General features: G+C 69.7%; 23 protein-coding genes. 8 read left to right on the forward strand and 15 right to left on the reverse strand.

The features are described from left to right. Positions 1-2: 2 nt before the first annotated feature. The 11 genes from ACFWYM_RS08335 to ACFWYM_RS08385 form a co-directional block, all read right to left on the reverse strand. The gene (locus ACFWYM_RS08335; protein ID WP_384831889.1) at positions 3-2492 is read right to left on the reverse strand and encodes a tetratricopeptide repeat protein; all 2490 of its coding nucleotides are present in this window, start codon (positions 2490-2492) and stop codon (positions 3-5) included. Next, positions 2489-3808, reverse strand: coding sequence for a hypothetical protein (locus tag ACFWYM_RS08340; protein WP_384831892.1), 1320 nt, complete (start codon positions 3806-3808; stop codon positions 2489-2491). Before ACFWYM_RS08340 ends, ACFWYM_RS08335 begins: the two co-directional genes overlap by 4 nt. A gap of 47 nt (positions 3809-3855) precedes the next feature. After that, positions 3856-4881 (reverse strand): glutamate ABC transporter substrate-binding protein, encoded by a 1026-nt coding sequence (locus tag ACFWYM_RS08345; protein ID WP_384831895.1) that lies wholly within the window; start codon positions 4879-4881, stop codon positions 3856-3858. 17 nt (positions 4882-4898) lie between these two features. After that, positions 4899-6404: a hypothetical protein gene (locus ACFWYM_RS08350; RefSeq protein WP_384832107.1), complete on the reverse strand. Its 1506-nt coding sequence runs from the start codon at positions 6402-6404 to the stop codon at positions 4899-4901. Between the two features lie 274 nt (positions 6405-6678). After that, a complete protein-coding gene (locus tag ACFWYM_RS08355) occupies positions 6679-7683 on the reverse strand; it encodes an N-acetylglucosamine kinase (RefSeq protein WP_384831898.1) in 1005 nt (334 codons plus the stop codon). Continuing rightward, on the reverse strand, positions 7680-8945 hold the full coding sequence (locus ACFWYM_RS08360) for a 6-phospho-beta-glucosidase (protein ID WP_384831901.1): 1266 nt from the start codon (positions 8943-8945) through the stop codon (positions 7680-7682). Before ACFWYM_RS08360 ends, ACFWYM_RS08355 begins: the two co-directional genes overlap by 4 nt. Positions 8946-8957: 12 nt before the next feature. Continuing rightward, a complete protein-coding gene (locus ACFWYM_RS08365) occupies positions 8958-9863 on the reverse strand; it encodes a carbohydrate ABC transporter permease (protein WP_384831905.1) in 906 nt (301 codons plus the stop codon). Between the two features lie 6 nt (positions 9864-9869). Continuing rightward, positions 9870-10814 carry a carbohydrate ABC transporter permease gene (locus ACFWYM_RS08370; protein ID WP_384831908.1) on the reverse strand — a complete coding sequence of 315 codons (945 nt, stop codon included), beginning with the start codon at positions 10812-10814 and terminating at the stop codon, positions 9870-9872. 28 nt (positions 10815-10842) lie between these two features. Next, positions 10843-12180 carry an ABC transporter substrate-binding protein gene (locus ACFWYM_RS08375; protein ID WP_384831911.1) on the reverse strand — a complete coding sequence of 446 codons (1338 nt, stop codon included), beginning with the start codon at positions 12178-12180 and terminating at the stop codon, positions 10843-10845. A gap of 73 nt (positions 12181-12253) precedes the next feature. After that, positions 12254-13474, reverse strand: coding sequence for an ROK family transcriptional regulator (locus ACFWYM_RS08380; protein ID WP_384831914.1), 1221 nt, complete (start codon positions 13472-13474; stop codon positions 12254-12256). A 178-nt stretch (positions 13475-13652) separates the two neighbouring features. Next, the gene (locus ACFWYM_RS08385) at positions 13653-14189 is read right to left on the reverse strand and encodes an HNH endonuclease (protein ID WP_384831917.1); all 537 of its coding nucleotides are present in this window, start codon (positions 14187-14189) and stop codon (positions 13653-13655) included. Positions 14190-14629: 440 nt separating this feature from the next. Between ACFWYM_RS08385 and ACFWYM_RS08390 the strand changes: the two genes are divergently transcribed. Then, positions 14630-15718: a mechanosensitive ion channel family protein gene (locus ACFWYM_RS08390; RefSeq protein WP_384832109.1), complete on the forward strand. Its 1089-nt coding sequence runs from the start codon at positions 14630-14632 to the stop codon at positions 15716-15718. Between the two features lie 103 nt (positions 15719-15821). Here the strand turns inward: ACFWYM_RS08390 and ACFWYM_RS08395 are convergent, their stop codons facing one another. From ACFWYM_RS08395 to ACFWYM_RS08410, 4 genes are read right to left on the reverse strand one after another with little or no spacing between them, the layout of a single operon-like run. After that, on the reverse strand, positions 15822-16379 hold the full coding sequence (locus ACFWYM_RS08395; RefSeq protein WP_384831920.1) for a Uma2 family endonuclease: 558 nt from the start codon (positions 16377-16379) through the stop codon (positions 15822-15824). Between the two features lie 14 nt (positions 16380-16393). Beyond that, positions 16394-16645: a hypothetical protein gene (locus ACFWYM_RS08400; protein ID WP_384831923.1), complete on the reverse strand. Its 252-nt coding sequence runs from the start codon at positions 16643-16645 to the stop codon at positions 16394-16396. Next, a complete protein-coding gene (locus ACFWYM_RS08405; RefSeq protein ID WP_384831926.1) occupies positions 16638-17048 on the reverse strand; it encodes a hypothetical protein in 411 nt (136 codons plus the stop codon). The genes ACFWYM_RS08400 and ACFWYM_RS08405 overlap by 8 nt, the downstream gene beginning before the upstream one ends. Next, positions 17045-17527: an ATP-binding protein gene (locus ACFWYM_RS08410; RefSeq protein ID WP_384831928.1), complete on the reverse strand. Its 483-nt coding sequence runs from the start codon at positions 17525-17527 to the stop codon at positions 17045-17047. Before ACFWYM_RS08410 ends, ACFWYM_RS08405 begins: the two co-directional genes overlap by 4 nt. A gap of 219 nt (positions 17528-17746) precedes the next feature. On the opposite strand from ACFWYM_RS08410, the gene ACFWYM_RS08415 reads away from it, so the two are divergent. The 7 genes from ACFWYM_RS08415 to ACFWYM_RS08445 all read left to right on the forward strand — a co-directional run bounded on the left by ACFWYM_RS08415 (position 17747) and on the right by ACFWYM_RS08445 (position 21438). Further along, positions 17747-18631: a helix-turn-helix domain-containing protein gene (locus tag ACFWYM_RS08415; RefSeq protein ID WP_384831931.1), complete on the forward strand. Its 885-nt coding sequence runs from the start codon at positions 17747-17749 to the stop codon at positions 18629-18631. Further along, complete coding sequence (locus ACFWYM_RS08420; protein WP_384831934.1) at positions 18628-18822, forward strand: DUF397 domain-containing protein; 195 nt, start codon at positions 18628-18630, stop codon at positions 18820-18822. The genes ACFWYM_RS08415 and ACFWYM_RS08420 overlap by 4 nt, the downstream gene beginning before the upstream one ends. Positions 18823-18873: 51 nt before the next feature. Next, positions 18874-19089, forward strand: a complete 216-nt coding sequence (locus ACFWYM_RS08425; RefSeq protein WP_384831936.1) for a Scr1 family TA system antitoxin-like transcriptional regulator — start codon at positions 18874-18876, stop codon at positions 19087-19089. A 4-nt stretch (positions 19090-19093) separates the two neighbouring features. Continuing rightward, positions 19094-19285, forward strand: coding sequence for a DUF397 domain-containing protein (locus tag ACFWYM_RS08430; protein ID WP_384831939.1), 192 nt, complete (start codon positions 19094-19096; stop codon positions 19283-19285). Between the two features lie 527 nt (positions 19286-19812). Next, positions 19813-20040 (forward strand): hypothetical protein, encoded by a 228-nt coding sequence (locus ACFWYM_RS08435; RefSeq protein ID WP_384831942.1) that lies wholly within the window; start codon positions 19813-19815, stop codon positions 20038-20040. After that, the gene (locus tag ACFWYM_RS08440; RefSeq protein WP_384832112.1) at positions 20018-20545 is read left to right on the forward strand and encodes a DUF6879 family protein; all 528 of its coding nucleotides are present in this window, start codon (positions 20018-20020) and stop codon (positions 20543-20545) included. Before ACFWYM_RS08435 ends, ACFWYM_RS08440 begins: the two co-directional genes overlap by 23 nt. Positions 20546-20580: 35 nt before the next feature. After that, complete coding sequence (locus ACFWYM_RS08445) at positions 20581-21438, forward strand: helix-turn-helix domain-containing protein (protein WP_384832114.1); 858 nt, start codon at positions 20581-20583, stop codon at positions 21436-21438. The last annotated feature ends 172 nt before the right edge of the window (positions 21439-21610 follow it).

A 21610-nucleotide genomic window follows, 5' to 3' on the forward strand; every position in this document is an offset into this window, starting at 1 on the left:
ACTCACACCCACGTCCGGGGGCGGAAACGGTTTGCCCGCTCCACCAGTTGGATCCTCTCGTCGCCACCCTGAGCGAGCCGGGCCAGCGTCCGGTACGAACGCTCCAGGCCGAATCGCAGGCCACGCTCGTCCAGGTCGCTGCCGAGCAGCACCGTCCGCGCGGTGGGGGACGGCGGAGCCGAGGCGTGGCCAGAGTGCTCACCGGAGAGTACCCAGTCGAGTGCGGTGCCGAGGACCTCGGTCGACAGGCGCTCCCTGCGCACCGCGTCCAGACCGAAGCCCGCGAGGGCCTCGACCTGCCCGGCCGCCGCCGTCAGATCGTCCAGGAGGAGGTGCACCGCCGCCGGGGCGGACTCCGGCGCGGAGCGCTGCCGCAGCCGGGCCCGTACGGCCGCGACCCGGGCCGCCGTGTAGTGGATCGACGCCTCCGGCACGGACTCCAGGGTGCGCACGGCCGCGCGCCGGTCGTCGGCGGCGAGCTGCACCCGGGCCAGGCCGAACGCGGCACTCACATAGCTGGGGTCGGTGGTCCACACGAGGCGGTAGTACTCGGCGGCGTTGTCCAGCTGGCCGAGGACCTCCGCGCAGACGCCGAGGGCCAGCTTGGGGGCGGGCTCGCCGGGGAACGCGTCGTAGACGGCGTCGAACGACAGCGCCGCGTTCTCGTGGTCGCCGGTCGCGAGGGCGGCGACGCCCCGGTACCAGACCACCCGCCAGTCGGCCGGGTGCTGCAGCTCCAGGTCCGCCAACGCCCGTGCCGCGGGCTCCAGTTCACCCATCGCGAGGCGGGCCCGCAGACCGCGCAGCTGGAGCTCCATGGACGGGGTGGGCGCCGCGCCCAGGGCGCTGATCAGCTCGCCGGGTGCGGAGGCGATGAGACCGGCGAGGAAGCCCGCGTTCGGGTCGTTCGGGTCGACGCGGGGGATGGGCAGGGCGAGCGAGGTCGCGGGGGCGTCCAGCGGCCGTACCAGGCTGGCGCCGCCGACGAGGGCGGGAGCGGCGGCATCCGGCGTCCGGGCGCCGAGCCGGGACACCTCGCCCGTGAGCTCCGCGAACAACTCCGTGTCCGTGACCTTCAGTTCGGGGCCGAAGAGCGTGGACAGGGAGGGGCGGGGGCGGCCCGTCTGGAGGGCCACGACCTCGCGCAGGACGCCGGTGAGCTGCTCGGCCATCTCCTGGGCCGAGGCGAAGCGGCGGGCCGGGTCCGGGTCGGTGGCGCGGACCAGGAGGCGGTAGAAGGACTCGTACTTGTGGAAGACCTCGATGTTGTCGGGGTCGGGCAGGGAGTCCACGAAGACGTTCGTATAGCCCTGGAAGTCGAAGGTCAGGACGGCGAGGGTGCGCGCCACCGTGTAGAGGTCGGAGGCGACGGACGGGCCGACCTCCGCGACCTCCGGGGCCTGGTAGCCCACCGTGCCGTAGATCGCCGACTCGTCGTCGTCCATGCGGCGGACGGCGCCCATGTCGATGAGCTTGAGCTGGTCCTCGGTCTGTATCGCGTTGTCGACCTTGAAGTCGCAGTACAGGAGGTTGCGGCTGTGCAGGTGGCCGAGGGCCTCCAGGGCCTCGATGCCGTACGCGCACGCCTGCTCGACCGGCAGCGGATCGCGCTTGCCGGCCTCCGTGCGGCGGCCGTTGGCGATCTCCTTGAGGGACTTGCCGCCGACGTACTCCATGACGATGTAGCCGTCCATGGAGCCCGTGCGCTGGTCCAGGTGCTCCACGAAGTTGTAGATCCGCACGATGTTGCTGTGCTCGATCTCGGCGAGGAAGCGGCGCTCGGAGATCGCGGCCGCCATCGCGTCCTGGTCGCCCGTGTCGAGGAGGCCCTTGAGGACCACCCAGCGGTCGGACACCGCGCGGTCGATGGCGAGATAGACCCAGCCGAGGCCGCCGTGCGCGAGACAGCCCACGACCTCGTACTGGCCGTGGACGATGTTGCCCGGGTTCAGCTTCGGCACGAACGAGTACGGGTGGCCGCACTTGGTGCAGAACCCCTCGGTGCGGCCCGGCCGCTCACCGCGCGCGCGGCCTACCGGGGCGCCGCAGTCCGAGCGCGAGCAGAAGCGCTTCCGCTCGGGCACCTCCGGGTTCTCCTGCACCGCCTGCGCCGGGTCCGGGCGCGGCACCTGCGGCACCGAGACCAGGCCGACGCCCAGCCTGCTGCGGCCCGACGAAGCCGCCGTGCCCGAGCTGCGCACGGACACCGACCGCGACGACGTGCGCCCCGAGAGCGAGCGGGACAGGCGGCCCGACACGGAGCGCCGCGAGGACTGCGAGCGCGCCGACCGGGAGGAGCGCGAACTTCCGCTCCTGGAGCTGCTGCTGGAGTCCTTGCCGCCGGCCGTGATGCCCGTCGGGGGTGAGCTCACCATCCCGCTGGGCGAGACGACCGGGGCGAGGCCGCAGGTGTCGCAGTACAGCTCGCCGCCGCCCACGTCCTCGTACGAACCGGTGCACCCGGGCCGCTGGCAACTCTTCTGCTGGCTCATGATTCCCCCCTCCGGTCGGTGGGCCCGCCCTGCTGCGGGACCCTGGGCGCCAACGCCTCGGCGGCCGCCCGCTGATAGCGCAGCACGGCCTCCTCGGCCACGCGCAGGTCGCAGGGCGCGCTCCACAGCATGCGGCGCGCCGCGTCGTACCGCTCGATCAGGAGCGAGTCCTCGGCGAGGCCGTGCCGCGCGACCTTCGCCTTGTACGCGTCGAGGCGGCCGCGCAGCTCGGCGCGGACCGCGAGCGGGGCCGTGACCGCCGTCAACGACTCCCGTGCGCGCAGCAGTTCGTCCTCCGCCTTCTGCTCCAGGGACTCCAGGAGCGGCGAGAGGCGGTGCCACTGGGCGTGCCTGCGGTAGTCGGCGGCCATGGCCAGCTGCTCCTGGAGCGCGGTCGGCGGGCCGCTGACGGCGGGCACCTCGGAGGCGGCGATCTTCGCGAGGACCTCCCCGCGCGCGGAGCGGGCCTCGGCGAGCGTGCGGTCCGCGCGGGACAGCACGTCCCGGAGGCGGCCGAGGCGGGCCTCCGCGTCCTGGCGGACCGTGAGCACCGCGTCGATCTCGCGGCGCACCTCCTCCAGGGCGCGGGCCTGACGGTCGTACGCGTCCGTGCTGGGCCTGCCGCCGCCGGGTGCCGAACTCCCTTGCGCGGGCTGCCAGTAGGCGAGCGGATCGGACACCACCTCCTCGCGCAGCGTGGTGAGCGCCGCCGTGATGCGCTCCAGGTCGTCCCCCGAAGGGTGCTCCCCGGGCCGTACGCCGACGGAGTGCGCGAGCTGGCGGGTGCGGGCCAGCTCGGCGGCGAGCAGGTCGATGCGGGCGGGCAGCGCCGACCAGACGGCGTCCGCGGCGACGACGACGTCCAGGGAGTGGGCGTACAACTCGTTCATCCGGTCGACGAGTTCGGCGAGGGTGAAGCGCTCGGTGAGCTTGGCGGGTCCGGTGATCGAGGGGGACGTGGGGGCGTTCGCCGTGCCGGGGACGGTGATGCTCTCGCCGCGCAGCAGGTCGGTCAGCTCCACCAGGTCGTCCCGGCTCGGCCAGCGGCGCCGTGCGCGCAGGTCGCGGGCGGAGCGCAGGGCGTCCGCGTACGCGTCGAAGTACGCCCAGAGCTGGGTGATGGCGCGCTCCGTGGCGCCCCATCTGTCGTGGGTGGTGCCGGTGAGCCGGGCGCCTTCGAGCAGTCGGCGGCCCGCGTGGTCCTGCAGGGCGAGGAGCGACGTCTCGATCGCCTCGTGCTCGGCGTCGAGCCGTGCCAGCGCACGGTCCACCTCGTCCCGGTCCATCACAGGACCGGGGGGTCCCGCGACGCTCATCGATCACCTCTCTGTCTGTGGGGCCCTGAACCGCCGTACCCCGTACGTCAGTCGGAGCCGTACTGGGCGGCGGGCGGGCTCGCCGTCTTGCCGCCCAGGTTGTCCTTGAGCCAGTCGTCGTATGACTTCTTCCAGCCGTTGTCGTCCTTGCGGTAGTCCTCCAGGACGGCGTTGACCCGCTTGACCAGGTCGGTCGCGTCCTTGTTCATCGCCACTCCGTAGAACTCCGTGGTGAACGGCTTGTCGTCCTTGAGCTCGACGGTCGGGTCCTGTGCGGCCTGGCTCGCGCCGAGCGCACTGTCGGTCACCACCGCGTCGACCTCGCCGAGCTGGAGCCTTACCAGGCAGTCGAGTTGGTTCGGCACCGTGGTGCTGATATCGGCACCCTTGGAGTCCTTCTGTAGTTCTTCGAGCGCGATGGAGCCCTCGGCCGAACAGACCTTCTTGCCCTTGAGCGAGTCGTCGTAGCCCTTGATCGCAGTGGACGTCTTGGGGGCGAGGACCTGCTGGCCGGTTTCGAAGTACGGGGTGGAGAAGGCGACGTCCTTCAGGCGCTCGCAGTTGATGGTCATGGTCCGCACGACCATGTCGACCTGCTTGTTCTTGAGGGCCGGGATGCGCTGGTTGGTGGGGATGGCGCGGAACAGCACGGCCTCGGGGTCGCCGAGGATCTCCTTGGCGATCGCGTGCGCCAAGTCGATGTCGAAGCCCTCCAGTTCACCCCCGGGCTTGTTCGGGTCGCGGTAGCCCCAGCCGAGGCTGTTCTGGTCGACGCCCACGATGAGCTTCTTGACCTTGCGCTTCTTGATCTCATCGATCGTCGGACCGTCGTCGGTCGAGGCCCGGGGGCTCTGGTCGACGCAGTTCTTGGCGTCCGCGCGCGGAGCACCCGGCACACGCGCCTGCGCCGCCTCCGAGACACGCTGCGAGCCGTTGGGCGCCCGGCCGGAGTCGCCGTCCGCTCCCCGGGGCAGGGCCACCACCAGCGTGGCCGTCAGCGCGCAGGCCGCGCCCATGGTGGCGACGCCGCCCCAGCCGCGCAGCCTCGACGTCGTGCCCCGTCGCGTACGCATCGTCCGCGCGCCCCCTCTCATCGGTACTCCGAAAGCCTGCGCCCGATGCCGAGCACGGCGCCCGCCGCGGCGAGCACGGCCAGCACGGCGGCGCCCACGGGGAGCCCGGTCATGGCCCCCCTGCCGTCCGAGGCGGCCTGCTTGAACTCGGCCTGCTCGTGGGTGAGCGCCTGCTCCAGGGCCGTGTCCACATTGTCGAAGCACTCGCCGGTCGGGACGTCCTTCTTGCTGCCGATGACCCGGTCGAGAGCCTGTTGGTAGTCACCGCCGTCGTCGGCCACGCGGGCCTCCTGATGGCGCTTCTTCCACTCCTTGACGCTCGCCACAGCCTTGGTCACCGGCTGCTCGCCCTTCGAGTCGTCGGCGAGGCCGGCCGCGTCGCCCAGCAGGCCGCTGTCGGTGTCGCCGAGCGCCTTCATCTGGGCCTTGAAGGCGACGTCGAACTTGTCCTTGACGTCCTCGCCCACCTTGACCGTCTCGGCGCCGCGGCTGACCAGTGTCAGGTTCTCGTTGCCGCGGGCCTTCAGGGAGTTGATGCGGGCGTCCTGCAGGACGTTCAGCGACTTCACGCCGTGGTCGTACGAGTCGGTGAGATCCGCGCGGGCGATGCTGTGGCCCGCGACGAGCCAGAGCAGGACCACGCCGGACGCGGCCGTCGCGGCGAGCAGTCCGTGGTTGAACACCCGGTTCGTGCGGCGGTAGTTGCGGCGCTGGGCCCAGACGAGGCCGGCGATCGCGACGACGCCGAGGCCGATCGCGGCCCAGGGGTAGGGCTTCGCGTCGCCGTAGTCCGAGCCGAGCCGGTCGTTCTCCGCCTGGTAGAGCTTCTCGGCGGCGGGGAGCATCTGCTCCTGCATTTTGTCGTTCGCGTACCGCAAGTAGGCGCCGCCGAGGGGCAGTCCCTGGCGGTTGCCCGCGCGGGCGCGCTCGATCAGGCCGGTGTACTGCGGCAGGAGCTTGTTGAGCTCGGCGACGGCGGCGGCCGACGAGGAGTCCGGCCCCGCGCTCGACGCCGCCGTGGCGAGCTTCTCGGACGCCGTCCGGATGTCCCGCTCATAGCGCTGGCGGACGCTCGCGGGCTCCTGGCCGCCCGCCAGGAAGCCGCTGGAGGCCGCGGTGTTGGCATCCGCGAGGGAGCGGTAGATGGCGGCGGCGTCGGCGCTCAGGGGCTGGCTGCGGTGCAGCACGTCGTCGGCGGCGGCCGAGCGGTCGGACATCTGCCAGGTGGTGACGGCGCCGAACGCGACGACCAGGAGGGCCAGGACGGCGCCGATGATGCGCAGCCTGCCCGGCTCCGTCGTCGCCGCCGCGCGCAGCCGGTCCGTGCCCTCCGCCCAGGCCGTGCGGCGCGGGGGAGAGGGGGGCTCGGCGGCGGGGGCCGTGGTGGGCGCGGCGGTGGGCGTCGCCGCTTGCGGCGGGACCGCGGGCATCGTGGGTGCGGACCGCGCGGGTGCCTGTCCCGGCGCGCCCGGCGCCCCTGGCGCTCCCGGCGGTGCCGCGCTGCCGTTCGGCGGGTGTGTCACCTTGACCCCGACCTCCCCCTTGGTCACTGGACGTCACCTCCGCCCGGCGCGGGAAGAGGTGCACGGCCGCAAGTATTGCCGCAGGGACTGACATCCGCACAGGCATTGACTGGATCTTGTTCGGATCACGCACGGGATCGCGGCGCGCGGCGAAGGGCATCCCCCGCACATCCCCCTGCCCATGAACACGAGTTTCGGATCTGTTCGGTTCCCTTCGGCGCCGCCGCGCCCTCTCCAGCCGCGTCAGGAACTCCCCTCACGTCCCTTCAGGCGCTCACCGTGCCTCGTAATGCGCCCGCACGCGCGCGTGCACCTCGCGCGCCGCCCCCACCCGGTCAAGGCCGAGCAGCGCCGCGCCCAGAACGGGACGGGCCGTGACGATCCGGGGCACCGCCTTCGGGGCCCGGTCGGCCAGCAACGCCCGTATGCGGTCGTCGAGTTGTGGATGGCGCGCGGCCATGATGCTGCCGCCGAGCAGCACCGGCGTCTCCTCGCCGAGCAGGTCGAGACGGGTGAGGGCGACCGTCGACAGGGCCACCACCTCGTCCGCGAGCCGGTCCACGAGGGAGTGGGCCACGGGGTCGCCGGCCGCCGCCGTGGCGAACAGGACCGGGGTGAGCTCATGGCGCCGCACCGCGTCGATGCGCTCCAGGTGCAGCGCCTCGATCAGCGCGTACATGGAGTCCAGGCCGAAGTGCGCGGGCAGGGCACGGGCCAGCTCCGTGGGGCCGCCGCGGCCGTCCTCGGCGCGGGCCGCGTGCCACAGCGCCTCCTCGGCGAGGCCCCAACCGCCGCCCCAGTCACCGGAGATGCGGCCGATCGCGGGGAACCGCGCCGTGCGCCCGTCCGGCCGCAGGCCCACGCAGTTGATGCCCGCGCCGCACACCACGGCCACGCCGCGCGGCTCCTCGACGCCCGCACGCAGGATCGCGAAGGTGTCGTTGTGGACGGTGACGCTCTCACCCCAGCCGCGGGCCCGCAGCGCGGCCGCCAACTGCTTCTCCTCCACCGGGAGATCGGCGTTGGCGAGGCACGCCGAGACATGGCCGATCCGGGTGCCCGGGATCAGCCCCGCCTCCGCGAACACCCGCGCCACGGCGTCGGCCAGGACGTCCACGGCCGCCTCGACCCCGACCAGCGGCGGTTGGAACCCGCCGCCGCGCGCCGCCGCGACCACCTGGCCGTCGGCGGCGACGAGTGCGACGTCGGTCTTGCTGTTGCCCGCGTCGATCGCGAGGACCGAGCCGGTCCCGAGGACCGCGGCGGGCGTTGCCGTCATGCCCACGCGAGGTGCTCCCGGTTGTGCGCGATCAGCCGGTCGGTGAGCCCGTCGGCGTCCTCGTGCCGGCCCACCAGGGGGTGGGCCAGCAGGGCCTTGAAGACCCGGTCGCGGCCGCCGCGCGTCGCGGCCTCCAGGGCGAGGTCCTCGTACGCCGTGACATGGGCGACCAACCCCGCGAACAGCGGGTCGAGTTCGGGCACCGGCAGCGGCCGGGCGCCGTTCGCGTCCACGGCCGCCTGCACCTCGATGACGGCGTCGTCCGGCAGGAACGCCAGCGTGCCGTTGTTGTACGTGTTCACCACCTGGTACGGGCTGCCTCCCCCGCCGAGCAGCGACGCCGCGAGGTCCACGGCCGCCTCCGAGTAGAAGGCGCCGCCCCGCTTGGCGAGCAGCTCCGGCTTCTCGTCCAGCGCCGGGTCCCCGTACATCTGGAGCAACTGCCGCTCCATCTCGGCGACTTCGGCGGCCCGCGACGGCTTGGTGCGCAGCTCCCGCACGACCTCGTCGTGGGCGTAGAAGTAGCGCAGGTAGTACGAGGGGACGACGCCCAGGCGGTCGAGGAGCGAGCGCGGCAGGCTCAGACTGGCCGCGATCTCGTCGCCGTGTTCGGCGAGGAGCTTGGGCAGCACGTTCTCCCCGTCGGGGCCGCCGAGGCGCACCCCCGTCTCCCAGGTGAGGTGGTTGAGGCCCACGTGGTCCAGGTGGACGTCGCCCGGGGTGACCCCGAGGAGCCCCGCGAACCGCCGCTGGAAGCCGATCGCCACGTTGCACAGGCCGACCGCCTTGTGCCCGGCCTGGAGCAGGGCGCGGGTCACGATGCCGACCGGGTTCGTGAAGTCGATGATCCAGGCGTCCGGGTTGGTGCGGCGCACCCGCTCGGCGATGTCCAGGACCACGGGGACGGTGCGCAGCGCCTTGGCGAGGCCGCCCGCGCCCGTCGTCTCCTGGCCGACGCAGCCGCACTCGAGCGGCCACGTCTCGTCCTGGTTCCGGGCCGCCTGCCCGCCCACGCGCAGCTGGAGCAGGACCGCGTCGGCGCCCTCCACGCCCGCGTCCACGTCCGGCGTGGTGACGACGCGGGCCGGGTGGCACTGCTTGGCGAAGATGCGCCGGGCGAGGCCGCCGACGAGCTCCAGGCGGTCGGCCGCCGGGTCGATCAGGACGAGCTCCTCGACGGGCAGGGTGTCCCGCAACCGGGCGAAACCGTCGATGAGTTCGGGGGTGTACGTGGAGCCCCCGCCCACTACAGCCAGCTTCATGTCAGCTCTCACTCAGCCCTTCACTCCGGTCAGCGTGACACCCTCGACGAACGCCTTCTGGGCGAAGAAGAACACGAGGATCACGGGGGCCATGACCAGAACGGTCGCGGCCATGGTCAGGTTCCAGTCGGTGTGGTGCGCGCCCTTGAAGGACTCCAGGCCGTAACTCAGCGTCCAGGCACCGGGGTTCTCGGACGCGTAGATCTGCGGTCCGAAGTAGTCGTTCCAGGCGTAGAAGAACTGGAACAGGGCGACGGCCGCGATGCCCGGCTTCGCCATCGGCAGGACGACCCGCACCAGGGTCTTGAACTCGCCGCAGCCGTCGACCTTCGCCGCGTCCACGTACTCGTTCGGGATGGTCATCAGGAACTGCCGCAGCAGGAAGATGGAGAACGCGTCGCCGAACGCCATCGGGATGATCAGCGGCCACAGCGTCCCGGACAGGTCCAGCTGCTTCGCCCAGAACAGGTACATCGGGATCACGACGACCTGCGGCGGCAGCATCATCATCGAGATGACCAGCATCAGCGACAGATTGCGCCCGCGGAAGCGGAACTTGGCGAGGGCGTAGGCGACCGGGATGGACGACACGACGGTCAGGACGGTGCCGAGGCCCGCGTAGATCAGGGTGTTCTTCCACCAGGTCAGGAAGCCCGGGGTGTCGAAGACCTTCTTGTAGTTGCCCCACTCCCAGGTGTCCGGGATCAGGTCGCGGCTCAGCGCCTGGCTGTCGCTCATCAGCGAGGTCAGCAGGACGAAGACGAAGGGCAGCACGAAGAAGAGGGCGGCCGCGACACCGAGGGCGTGCACGCCGATCCACTCCAGCAGAAGCTTGCGACGGGCGGTGCGCTCGGCGGGCGAGGGAGCCTGCAACTGGACGGGCTTCTCAAGGACTTGAGATGTCTGCACGGGGGTCATGACGGGTCAGTCACCTGCCTGGATGAGGCCGCCCCGGCGCCGCATCAGGAGCGCGGTGAACACCATGGACAGGGCGAAGAGCACAAGGGCGACCACGCACGCCGAGCCGTAGTCGAAGCGCTGGAAGCCGAGGTTGTAGACGAGCTGGGGCAGGGTGAGGGTCGACTTGTCCGGGTAGCCGGGCTCGAACTGCGTACCGGCGCCCTGGATCACCCCCGAGGCGACCTTCCCGGCGATCAGCGGCTGCGTGTAGTACTGCATCGTCTGGATCACGCCGGTGACCACGGCGAACATCACGATGGGCGAGATGTTCGGCAGCGTCACGAAGCGGAACCGCTGCCAGGCCGAGGCCCCGTCCAGCTCCGCCGCCTCGTACTGCTCCTTCGGCACGTCGAGCAGCGCGGCCATGAAGATGACCATGAGGTCGCCGACGCCCCACAGGGCCAGCATCGTCAGGGCGGGCTTGGACCAGGTGGGGTCGTTGAACCAGCCGGGGCTGGGCAGCCCGACCGCGTCGAGGATCGAATTGACCGGCCCCGTACCGGGGTTGAGCAGGAAGGCGAAGGCCATGGTCGCGGCGACGGGCGGCGCGAGGTAGGGCAGGTAGAAGAGGGTGCGGAAAACCCCCGTACCCGTCTTGATCTTCGTGATGAGCAGCCCGATGCCGAGCCCGAACAGGACCCGCAGGCTGACCATGATCGCGACCAGCCACAGGGTGTTGCGCAGGGCGGGCCAGAAGAGCGGGTAGTGCTGGAAGACGTAGGTCCAGTTCTTCGTCCCGCTCCATGTCGGCGGCTTGAAGCCGTCGTAGTGCATGAACGAGAAGTAGACGGTGGAGATCAGCGGGTAGGCGAAGAAGACCGCGAAGCCGATCAGCCACGGCGACATGAAGGCGAGCGTGCGAAGCGCGGAGCGGCGCCGCTTGGCGCGGAGCGTGTACGTGCTGGTCATGGCGAGTCCAAGTCCCGGTGGCCGCCGCCTACTTGGCCTGCGCGATGTCGGTGTCGATCTGCTCGGCGGTCTTCTTCAGGCCCGCGTCGAGGTCCTTGGTCTTGCCGCTCTCGTAGTCGTAGCCGAACTGCTGGATCGTCACGAGGTAGGTGCCGCCGTTGAGGGAGGCCGGGCTCGTGGTCGACTTCGGGTCGGCCGCGATGTCCAGGAAGGTCTTGAAGCGCGGGTCGTACTTGAGCTTCGGGGACTTCAGGGCGGCGAGCGTGGAGGGGACGTTGTGGATGTCGTTGGCGAAGCCGACCACGGCGTCGGTGTCGGTGGTCATGTACTTCACCAGCTCCCAGGACGCGTTCTGCTTCTTGCTGGTGGCGGCGATGCCCGCGATGGTGCCGGTCAGATAGCCCTTGCCGTACTCGTCCTTCTGCTCGTCCGGTACGGGCAGCGGCGCGACGCCGATCTCGAAGCCGGGCCCCGCCTCCTCGGCCATCCCGAGCCGCCACTCGCCGTCCAGCTGCATCGCGACCTGCCCAGTGTGGAAGGGATGCTTGGGACCCCATTCATCACCCAGCTTGGAGCGGTACTTCTCCAGCTTCTGGAAGCCGCCGAGCCCGTCCACGAGCCGCTTCTGGAGCGTGAAGCCGTCCTTGAAGGCGGGGTCCTTCGCGAGGTTCGACTTGCCGCTCTTGTCGAAGTACGTGGGCGAGAACTGCCCGAAGTAGTGCTCGGTCGTGGACTCCCAGCCGTGGTAGTTCGGCATGAAGCCCAGCTGCTCGTAGGAGTCGCCCTTCTCCTTCGTCAGCTTCTTGGCGTCGGCCTCGAACTCGGTCCACGTCTTGGGCGGGCTCTTGATCCCGGCCTTCTTGAAGGCGTCCTTGTTGTAGTAGAGGCCGTACGCGTCGCCGAGGAGCGGGGCGGTGCAGCGGTTGCCCTCGAACTGCGTGTACTCGTTCATCGCCTTCGGGAAGGTCTTCTCCGGGTCGATGGAGGACTTCTTGAAGAAGGGATTCAGATCGACGAGCGCGCCCGATGAACAGAACTTCCCGACGTTGTTCGTCGTGAACGAGGAGATGACGTCGGGCGACTTGCTGCCGCCCGCCCGCAGCGCCTGGTTGATCTTGTCGTCGGTCATGCCGCCGGTGACGTTCACATGGATGTTGGGGTGCGCCTCCTCGAACCCGGCCACCAGCTTCTTCACGGCCTTCAGCTCCGAGGGCGCGGACCAGGCGTGCCAGAAGTTGAGCGTCGTCTCCTTGGAGGCGTCGTCGTTGGCGCCCGACTCGGACTGGCCGGTGCAGGCGGTCGCGAGCAGGGCTATGGAGGCGGCGGCCGCGAGGGCCACGGCCATACGTCGATTAGTTGCGGGCATGACAAGGTCTCCCTGTGGCGGGGTGGGACGGGACGAGGGGTGCGGAGATCTCTCGGAAGGGGAACTGAGGGGGCTAGCGGGAGGTGTCGAAGACCTCGTCGCGGGTGGCGGCCAGGGCGCTCTCCAACGCGCCCCGCAGCACGGGGTGTTCGGCGACGTCACCCACGACGAGGCGGGGCCGGGAGGCGGCCAGCTCCTCCAGCTCGGCGGCGACCAGCTCACGCAGCGGCTCACCGCCCGCGGTCTGCAACGAGCCGCTGAGCACGACGAGTTCGGGGTCGAAGACGGCGATGAGCGAGGCGAGACCGGTGGCGAGCGCGGTCGCGTAGGTCTCCAGGAGCCGCCGGTAGGGCCCTTCGTGGCCGGGGTCGTCCGTGAGGGCGGCGGCGGCCTCGGCGAGCAGCGCGCTGGCGGCCTCCGCGTGCGAGCCCTGCGGGATCGGCGCGATGCCCAGCTCACGGGCGAGCCGCGGCAGTGCCTGGGCGCCCGCGAGCTCCTGATAGCCACCGCTGTTCGCCTTGGTGACCTGCCGTACGAGGGGCGCGCCCGGCACCGGCAGGAAGCCGATCTCGCCCGCGCCCCCGGTCCAGCCGCGGTGCAGCCGCCCGCCGATCACCAGGGCGGCGCCGAGCCCCTCCTGGTTCCACAGCAGCACGAAGTCCTCGTGGCCGCGGGCGGCGCCGAGCCGCTGCTCGGCGATGGCGGCCAGATTGACGTCGTTCTCGTACTCGACGGGCATCGGCAGGGCGGCGGCCAGCTCGTCCAGGAGCGTGGCGAAGTGCCAGCCGGGCAGATGGCTCGCGTACCGCAGGCGGCCGGTGTTCGGGTCGAAGGCGCCGGGCGTCCCGATCACGAGCCGGTGGATGTCGGACCGGGCGAGCCCGGCGGCCTTCACCGCCCCGTCCAGGGCGTCGGTCACCTGGCGTACGACGGGGTCGGCGCGGCGGCCCGGCGTGGGCAGCTCGAACCGGCCGACCGTCCGTCCGGTGATGTCGGCGACGGCGGCGAGGATGCGGTCCGGGTTCACATCGAGCCCGGCGGCGTACGCGGCGCCAGGGTTGACCGCGTACAGCTGGGCGTTGGGCCCCGGTCGCCCCTCGCTCGTCCCGGTCGCGCGCACGAGCCCGGCCGCTTCGAGGCGGGCGAGCAGCTGGGAGGCGGTCGGCTTGGAGAGCCCGGTGAGGTTGCCGATGCGGGTGCGGGAGAGGGGACCGTGGGCGAGGAGCAGATCGAGTGCCGCGCGGTCGTTCATGGCGCGCAGGACGCGGGGTGTTCCCGGGGTCGAACCACCCATGAGCTGCTCCTTCGCGGTTGCCGACCAGTACTGTTAGGAAGGTTTCCTATTGGGTGGGTTGAACGTAAGTCCGCCGTGAATGGGGCGTCAATAGCGAGCGCCCCCGCGGCAACCAAGTCGTTACCTGCGGGGGCGCTCGCGAGGACGCAGCGGACGCGACGTACAAAAAGCCCGGACGTCAGGCAGAGATGCCGTCGATCCGGGCCAAGGCGTCGTCCGCGCCGAATGGCTGCAAGTACGGCAGCCAGCGCGGGTCCCTATGTCCGGTCCCGATGATGCGCCAGGCGAGCCCCGAGGGCGGGGCGGGCTTGTGCCGAAGGCGCCACCCGATCTCGACGAGATGACGGTCGGCCTTGACGTGATTGCAGCGGCGGCACGAAGCCACCACGTTGTCCCAGACGTGCTGGCCGCCACGGCTCCTCGGAATGACGTGGTCGACGCTGGTTGCGACGCCACCGCAGTACATGCACCGGCCGCCGTCACGGGCGAACAGTGCACGCCGGGTCAGAGGAACGGGCCCCCGGTAAGGGACCCGGACGAACCGCTTGAGGCGGACCACGCTGGGTGCGGGGACGGTGCGGGTGGCGCTGTGCATGAAGGCGCCGGACTCTTCCAGACAGAGAGCCTTGTTCTCCAGGACGAGAACGAGCGCGCGGCGGAGCGGTACGACGCCGAGCGGCTCGTACGACGCGTTGAGGACCAGGACATGCGGCACGGATGCCTCCTTGTACGCCGGCGGCGCGTGGCTCGCGCCGGGACGATCTGTAGCCAGTTTCCCCTCATGCCTGGTCGTAGCGCCACCATGTCCCGGTAACGGCCTTGGAGTGTTTTCGACCACATGGGCTGCTGGGGCGGGTGGGGCGAGGGGAGCGGGGGAGCGCGTGCGCGGATGTCCGGGGGTGTCCGGTGGTGTCCGGGGGTGTCTGCGGGCGTGCGGGAGTGTCTGCGGGCGTGCGGGGGTGAGCGCCGTGTCCCGTGCCCCGGCGTCACTACGTGAGCACCGTCTCTCCCTCGAACATCACAACGATCCACACACAATGCCCCGTTAGTGTGGTGGGTCTGCCCGGCTCGCAGTCCAGACGTCTTGCTCCCTTGTCTGTCCCGCTGTCCCCTTCGCCGGGCAGGACGCGATGCCTGGAGGTACCTGCCGTGATCTTGTCCGCCGTACCGGCCGTTCTGTCGGCCACACGACCGGACCCGGACCCGACCGGAACCAAGAAGCCCGTCACGCTCGAGGACGCGCAGGAGAGCGCGACGAACGCGGCGAGCTGGGTGGAGCAGAACTGGTCGACGTGGCTCGCCATCTCGCTGCGGGTCCTCGTGATCGTCGTGATCGCGCTGGTCCTGCGCGTCCTGGTCCGACGGGCGATCACCAAGCTCATAGACCGGATGAACCGCACGGCGCAGGCGGTGGACGGCACGGCTCTCGGCGGCCTTCTGGTCAACGTCGAGCGCCGCCGCCAGCGCTCGCAGGCGATCGGCTCGGTGCTGCGCTCCGTGGCCTCGTTCCTGATCATGGGCACGGCGGGCCTGATGATCCTCGGCACCTTCGACATCAACCTGGCCCCGCTGCTCGCGTCGGCGGGTGTGGCCGGTGTCGCGATCGGCTTCGGCGCCCGCAACCTGGTGACGGACTTCCTCTCGGGCGTCTTCATGATCCTTGAGGACCAGTACGGGGTCGGCGACTCCATCGACGCGGGGGTCGCCTCCGGCGAGGTCATCGAGGTGGGTCTGCGCGTGACGAAGCTGCGCGGCGACAACGGCGAGATCTGGTACGTCCGCAACGGCGAGGTCAAGCGCATCGGCAACCTCTCGCAGGGCTGGTCCACGGCGGGCGTGGACGTGACGGTCCGCTCGGACGAGGACCTGGAGAAGGTGCAGGCGACGCTGGTCGCGGTCGGTGAGACGATGGCCAAGGAAGAGCCTTGGAACGAGCGGCTGTGGGGCCCGGTGGAGATCCTGGGTCTGGACAGCGTGCTCCTCGACTCGATGGTCGTCCGTGTCTCCGCGAAGACGATGCCGGGCAAGTCGCTGGGCGTCGAGCGGGAGCTGCGCTGGCGGATCAAGCGGGCGTTCGACGAGGCGGGCATCCGGATCGTGGGTGGGGTGCCGGTCGCGGTCGAGGAGTCGGCGGCTCCGGATCCGACGGCGGGGGTCGCGGCGCCTTCCGCCTATGCGTCGACGACGTCGCCGCAGTCGCTTGCCACGGCGCCGATAGCGCCGCCGCCGAACCTGGCGAAGTAGTTCTTCTCGTTCATCTTCTCGTTCATACGTGGATGGGGCGCCCGGATTGCTTCCGGGCGCCCCATCCACGTGTATGCGCGCTCGCTGTCTCTCCCTCAGCCCCTCAGCGCACCCAGTTCTTCAGCGGCTCGGTGTCGAGGGTGATGCCGACGGGGCCGGGCAGCGTGACGTCCTTGCCGAAGGGGAGGGTCATCACCTGCTCGTAGCGGCCGCCGTCGGGCTGGCTGTGCACCTTGATCTCGCAGGTCTCGCGGTCGATGAGCAGATAGACCGGGATGCCGGTCGCGGCGTAGGCGCGGGGCTTGTCGACGCGGTCGCGGCGGTCGGTGTCGGAGTCGTACGAGGTGACTTCGACGACCATGAGGACGGGGGTGGGGTCGGCCCATTCGCCGGCGCCGACGAAGGCGTGACTGGGGACGAGGGAGCCGTCGGGGCGGGCGCGGCCTTCCTTGTTGCTCTCGACCACCAACCCCTGCAGTGGGTCGAGCCACAGCTCCGGACGGCTCCGCAGGAAGAGGCGGGTCAGCCATGCGATGACGGCTCCGCGATTTCCGTCGACCCCGGCTTTCTCTCCTAGGCGCCCGTGGATGAACTCCAGCCGTGCACCTTCGGAGGTGCGGGACGCGTGCCGGGCGATTTCTTCGAATTGTGTTCCGCTCATGCGGCTGTGAGGCATCAGCCGAACCAGCTCACCTGGACCACCACGATCCGCTCGCCACGTACGTCTGTCAGATACTCGAGCATGAGCAGGCCCCGGCTCTCGGTCCGCACCCCTGGCCCTGGCCCGGTGTAGGCGGCGCCTTCCAAGAAGACCATGGACTCGCGCACGGTGATCTCGTTGGCCAGGCGCTCAGCTTCGGCTCGTGCTTCCTCGGGGAGGCCGTCGAAGAGGTCGTCCCGGAACTGCTCCCAGTGCCAGTCAGCCACCGGCTACCTCGCGGTGCGCGGCGCGCACGATGTCTCCGGCCTCTTGGACCGCCCGGTCTCGTTCCGCAGGGTCTGAACTGTTCAGGGCCGCCTCGGCGGCGTGCAGCCGACGCGCGGTCTCGGGGTGCCGCTCGATCTCGACGATGACGCCCCACTGCCGGTAGAACATCCGGATCGGTACGACGCTGTCCTCGTCGCCCGCTCGCACGAACGCGCGCTGCAGGTCCTCGAAGAACTCGGGCAGCCGGGACGGGGCGACGGTGGCCACGGCCTGCCGCAGGGCCGGAAGCGTGAGTTCGGGCCGGGGGATGAGTGGTGCGTCCCCGTCCGCGTACGGCATGGTCATCGGCCGCCCCTTCTGCTCGTCGAGCGCCATTCCGGCACACGCCCACGCTAGCGTCATCCGCCTCGCCCCTTCTCGGTGACGACCGGACTGGGTCCTGCTGTGGCGCCGAGTGCCCACACTGCGTAGACGGTCTTTCCGACGCCTTCGCGAGGGCAGACGCCCCAGTCGTCGACCAGCGCCCCGACGAGGTGCAGGCCCCGTCCGAACTGGTCCGTGCCCTCTGCCGGGCGGGGGCTCGGGAGTCGCTCGCCTCGTGGGTCGCTGACTTCGATGTGGAGCGTGGTCGAGGTGAGGGCGATCCGTACGTGGATCAGGCGGTCGCGGTGGCTGCCGTGGAGGAGGGCGTTGGTCATCAGCTCGGAGGTGATGAGGGCGGCGTCTCCCGCGAGGGTGGGGTGGCCCCAGTCGGTGAGGAGGCGGGCGGTTCTGTGGCGGGCGAGGGGGACGCTGCGGGGGGTGGGGGTGTAGTTGAGGGCGTCCTCGTGGAGGAGGGCCGGGGGATGGGGCGGTTCGGATCGCGCGACTGGTTCGGCCATGACGCGCACCTCCTTGTGCGGTCGGGGTGGCGGTGGCTCTGCCAGGTCCCCTGCCGGGGTGGGCGTGGGTGGTGCTCTTCCGCCAACTGGGGCCGCTGCGTTAGCGGTTGAGTACTGAAAGTAGCGAGTCGTGCCTCTGGAGGCAATCCAATCGGGGAAGATATTCCCCAAAGTGTGAATGACGTCGACCTGGTGACGTTGGGAGGACACACTGTGACCGTGAACCGATCGACTCAGTCCGCAGGCAATCGAGCGTCAACTGTGCTGGCCCGCAGGCTTGGTGGCGACCTGCTGCGTCTGCGTGATGCCGCAGGGAGAACGCAGCAGCAGGCCGCCGAGTCCATCAATGCGACCGGCACGAAGATCGTGAAGATGGAGCGAGGTTGGGTCCCCATGCGGGATCCGGACATCCGGGTGCTGTGCGAGTTCTACGGGGTCGAGGACCCGAAGTCCGTTGCCCGGCTACTGGAGTTGGCCAAGCTGGACCGGGAGCGCCGGAAGGCGAAGGGGTGGTGGCATCACTCGCCGCAAGCAGGCTCGATGGCCGAGTACATCGCTATGGAAGACGTTGCCGTCGGCGTACGGACCTGGCAACAGGCATTCGTTCCCGGGCTACTGCAGACACCTGAGTACGCGAGGGCCCTCGCGGTCAGCGAGGGAGGGTGGACCGACCCCGATGAGATCGAGGGGGTCGTCGACGTGCGAGTAAAGAGGCAGGCCCGTCTGGAGGGAAGCGAACCGCTTCATGTGTACGCGGTCATCGGAGAGGCGGCGCTCCGGCAACAGGTGGGCGGGCCAGAGGTGATGCGTCCCCAGTTGCTGCACATCCTGGAGCAGGCCCAACTGCCCAATGTAAGAATCCAGGTACTGCCGTTCCGGGCGGGCGGTCATGCCTGCATGGCTGGGGCCTTCACCATCGTCTCCTTCGCCGAAGCGGGGGCGATGGATGTGGTTCACGTCGACACCATCGCGGCTACCGTATGGATCGAGAACGAGGCCGAAAGCGCCACGTACAGCTCGTTCTTCGACCGCACGGCACGGCTGAGCCTGGCCCCGAGGGACTCGCTCAGACTGATCGAGAGCATCAGCGAGGACATGCAGTGACCAACGCCTTCCACTTCGTGAAGTCCAGCTACAGCAGCACGGGTGGCGAGTGTGTAGAGGTGGCTCGCAACGTCCCCGATACCGTCGCCGTCCGCGACTCCAAGGAACCCGACCCGGAGGGCCCGATACTCCGGCTCGCGCCCACCGCATGGTCCAGCTTCTTGGCTGCGGTGCGCGCGAGTTCGTGGTGAGCGTTTCCCGCTCGGTACCGCCCTGGCCCACCCGCCACCCCCGCCGCCCTGGTGCGTAGCGGGCGCCCTCTGAGTCTCTGGGCCGTGCTCCACGAGGGCTTGCTCCGCCAACTCGTGGGAGGTAGAGGCGTCATGCGTGACCGCTTGGAGCACTTGCACTTGCACTGGCGCCGCGCAACACCAAGCATCTTCGACCGCGCCGCCAGGCTGGGGCTCGCCAAGCAAAGCTCCCAGAGAGCCATCGGCAGGATCCGCAAGGAGATGTAGGACCGTGACCGCCTTCGACTTCCGCAAGTCCAGCTACAGCAGTGGGAGCGGCGAGTGCGTGGAAGTCGCCGTCAACGTACCTGGCGCGGTCGCCGTTCGCGACTCCCAGGACTCTGACCCCGAAGGTCCGATACTCCGGCTCGCGCCCACCGTGTGGTCCAGCTTCCTGGCCGTGGTGCAAGCGAGTTCGAGGTGAGCTGAGCCCGGTCGCCGGTGCACCTCTCGTCCCGGGTGGGCGGGGGGTGGTGGGTGGGCCAGGACGGTGCGTGGTGTGAGAGATGTGGCACGGTGAGTAGGTCTCACGCGGTGGCAGGTCTCGTTCAGTGAGGGTCTCGTACGGTGACAGGACTCGTACGGTGAGAGGTCTCGTACGGTGAGAGGTCTCGCGTGCTGACAGGACTCCCAACGTGAGAGGTCTCGCGCGCTGAGCACCTCTCGTACGGTGCCCCCTCGCGCTGCGAGAGGCACGCCACGATGAGGGTGCCCGGCTCGTCGTGGTGGGCGTTTCCTGCTCCGTGCCGTCCTGGCCCACCCGCCACCCCGCCCACCCCGTGCGCGACCGCCGACAGTGGCCGTGTGCGCCGGCCTTCCCCGGAAGAGGGCTGTATCCATCCCCGCGTAACCTCAAGCCGATGCAAGTTCGTGCAAGTTCGGTGCGCAGCACGGTGAGTTGAGCGCAAGCTCATACACAAGAGATCGTCCTCAACGAGCGAGGTGGGCGTCGTGGCGTTGCACATGTTGGGCAAGGACCCGAATTCTCCCGAGGGCAAGTCGGCGACCGTCTACTACGACGATGTGGCGGAGAGGTATCTCGTCCAAGGGCTGAAGGTGTTGGACGAGGAGCGTCTCTCACAGATGGATCTTCCCGAACACGAGACTGTTGTGGAGATCCCCACGTACATGGCGCAGTTCTTCCCGGAGGTGAATGGTGGTTCAGGAGCCGACGTTTGAAGGGCTGTTCAGGCGGGCGCAGCGATCGGCCGTGCATCTGGAGATGCGGGACGGCTATATGACGTCGGACTCAAGGTACGTCTCCTGGGCAAAGGACCCACGCAGCGTCATGCCGGAGCGCGACCCTCACCCACGGCCCTGGTTCACGCTGATGAAAGAGATCACCGGTCGGGGCATTCAGGTGCGCCGGGCCCGGATCTTCTCGGAGCCCATGAGCGACTATCTGCGCTTTGAGCACCACCTGACGCCCAGCAACATCGCGGCAGGGGAGGAGGTCCGCTGGCTGTCCCGCCGCAAGGCATCGGACTTGGCTCTCCCTGGTAATGACTTCTGGCTGTTCGATGACGACCTCGTCGTCTTCCTGCACTTCACCGGCGACGGCGAGTTGTCTCCGGAGGGCGATGAGGAGCGCACGGCCGAACCGGAAGTCGTGCGACTGTGCTCCACGGCTTTTGAAGCGGTGTGGGAACGGGCAACGCCGCACAAGGAGTACAGGCCGGTCTGACCCACAAGTAGGAACGGATTCCTGTGTCACCGCCGCTGCCGTCGCCGTCGTCGCCTTCATCAAGCGTCCAGCGCGCCAAGGAGGCGCTCGGGAGGCGTCTTCGGGAGATCCGGAAGGATGCAGGTCTGTCCGCTCGTGCCGTGGCGGAGGCGGCGGGATGGCACGAGTCGAAGAGCTCCCGTCTGGAGAATGGGCGGACCCCGCCCTCGGACGAGGACATTCGCATCTGGACCCGCATCTGCGCGGCGGAGGACCAGACCGCGGATCTCATCGCCACCGCCCGTGGCATCGACGGCATGTACGTCGAGTGGCGACGTCTCGAAAGCAGTGGCCTCAAACGCGTTCAGCAGTCGGTGCTGCCGCTCTTCGAAGGCACCCACCGGTTCCGCTTCTATCAGTCGTGGGTCGTTCCGGGGCTCCTCCAGACCGAGGACTACACCCGAGCCGTCCTCAAGACGGTTGTATCCGTCAGGGGCACCGTGGATGACACCGAAGAGGCTGTCGCGGCACGAATGGAGCGGCAGCGCGTCCTGCATACCGGCGGGCGCCGATTTGCCTTCCTGATTGAGGAATGGGTTCTCCGCACGGTCATCGGTGACATGAAGACGATGGTGTCCCAACTCGGGCACTTGGCCGGGATGACGGCAACGCCTGCCGTAAGTCTCGGTGTGATCCCCATGGGTGTGCGGCGAGGCGACGCGTGGCCGACGGAGTCATTCGCCGTCAATGACGACGCCCAGGTGTCGGTCGAGTTGGTCTCCGCAGGTCTCACCGTTACGCAACCTCGCGAGATCGCCGAATACGCCAAGGCTTTCGCCGCGCTGGCCGGTATCGCTGTCTATGGGGCAGAGGCCAGGAAGCTGATCGCTGCGGCCATCAATGCCTGCGAGTGAATCCGTGCAAGTTCGTAGAAGTCAATTGAGCCGCAGAACCCCGTAGATCGATGCTCGGAGCATCGCCAGAAACACTCGTCGTGCGACGCGGACCGGGGAAGTGGACCGCTCGCTTCGGGGGCGAGTCATGGGGAGGCAGTCATGGCAACACCTCCTGCGCCACCCGATCCTG

It is taken from the genome of Streptomyces sp. NPDC059009, from assembly GCF_042740175.1.
GTDB lineage: Bacteria > Actinomycetota > Actinomycetes > Streptomycetales > Streptomycetaceae > Streptomyces.

What these genes read in the sequence shown, in the direction of transcription:
- ACFWYM_RS08335 (WP_384831889.1), bottom strand. Translation starts at nt 2,492, where the DNA reads ATGAGCCAGCAGAAGAGTTGCCAGCGGCCCGGGTGCACCGGTTCGTAC.
- ACFWYM_RS08340 (WP_384831892.1), bottom strand. Translation starts at nt 3,808, where the DNA reads ATGAGCGTCGCGGGACCCCCCGGTCCTGTGATGGACCGGGACGAGGTG.
- ACFWYM_RS08345 (WP_384831895.1), bottom strand. Translation starts at nt 4,881, where the DNA reads ATGCGTACGCGACGGGGCACGACGTCGAGGCTGCGCGGCTGGGGCGGC.
- ACFWYM_RS08355 (WP_384831898.1), bottom strand. Translation starts at nt 7,683, where the DNA reads ATGACGGCAACGCCCGCCGCGGTCCTCGGGACCGGCTCGGTCCTCGCG.
- ACFWYM_RS08360 (WP_384831901.1), bottom strand. Translation starts at nt 8,945, where the DNA reads ATGAAGCTGGCTGTAGTGGGCGGGGGCTCCACGTACACCCCCGAACTC.
- ACFWYM_RS08365 (WP_384831905.1), bottom strand. Translation starts at nt 9,863, where the DNA reads ATGACCCCCGTGCAGACATCTCAAGTCCTTGAGAAGCCCGTCCAGTTG.
- ACFWYM_RS08370 (WP_384831908.1), bottom strand. Translation starts at nt 10,814, where the DNA reads ATGACCAGCACGTACACGCTCCGCGCCAAGCGGCGCCGCTCCGCGCTT.
- ACFWYM_RS08375 (WP_384831911.1), bottom strand. Translation starts at nt 12,180, where the DNA reads ATGCCCGCAACTAATCGACGTATGGCCGTGGCCCTCGCGGCCGCCGCC.
- ACFWYM_RS08380 (WP_384831914.1), bottom strand. Translation starts at nt 13,474, where the DNA reads ATGGGTGGTTCGACCCCGGGAACACCCCGCGTCCTGCGCGCCATGAAC.
- ACFWYM_RS08395 (WP_384831920.1), bottom strand. Translation starts at nt 16,379, where the DNA reads ATGAGCGGAACACAATTCGAAGAAATCGCCCGGCACGCGTCCCGCACC.
- ACFWYM_RS08405 (WP_384831926.1), bottom strand. Translation starts at nt 17,048, where the DNA reads ATGACGCTAGCGTGGGCGTGTGCCGGAATGGCGCTCGACGAGCAGAAG.
- ACFWYM_RS08410 (WP_384831928.1), bottom strand. Translation starts at nt 17,527, where the DNA reads ATGGCCGAACCAGTCGCGCGATCCGAACCGCCCCATCCCCCGGCCCTC.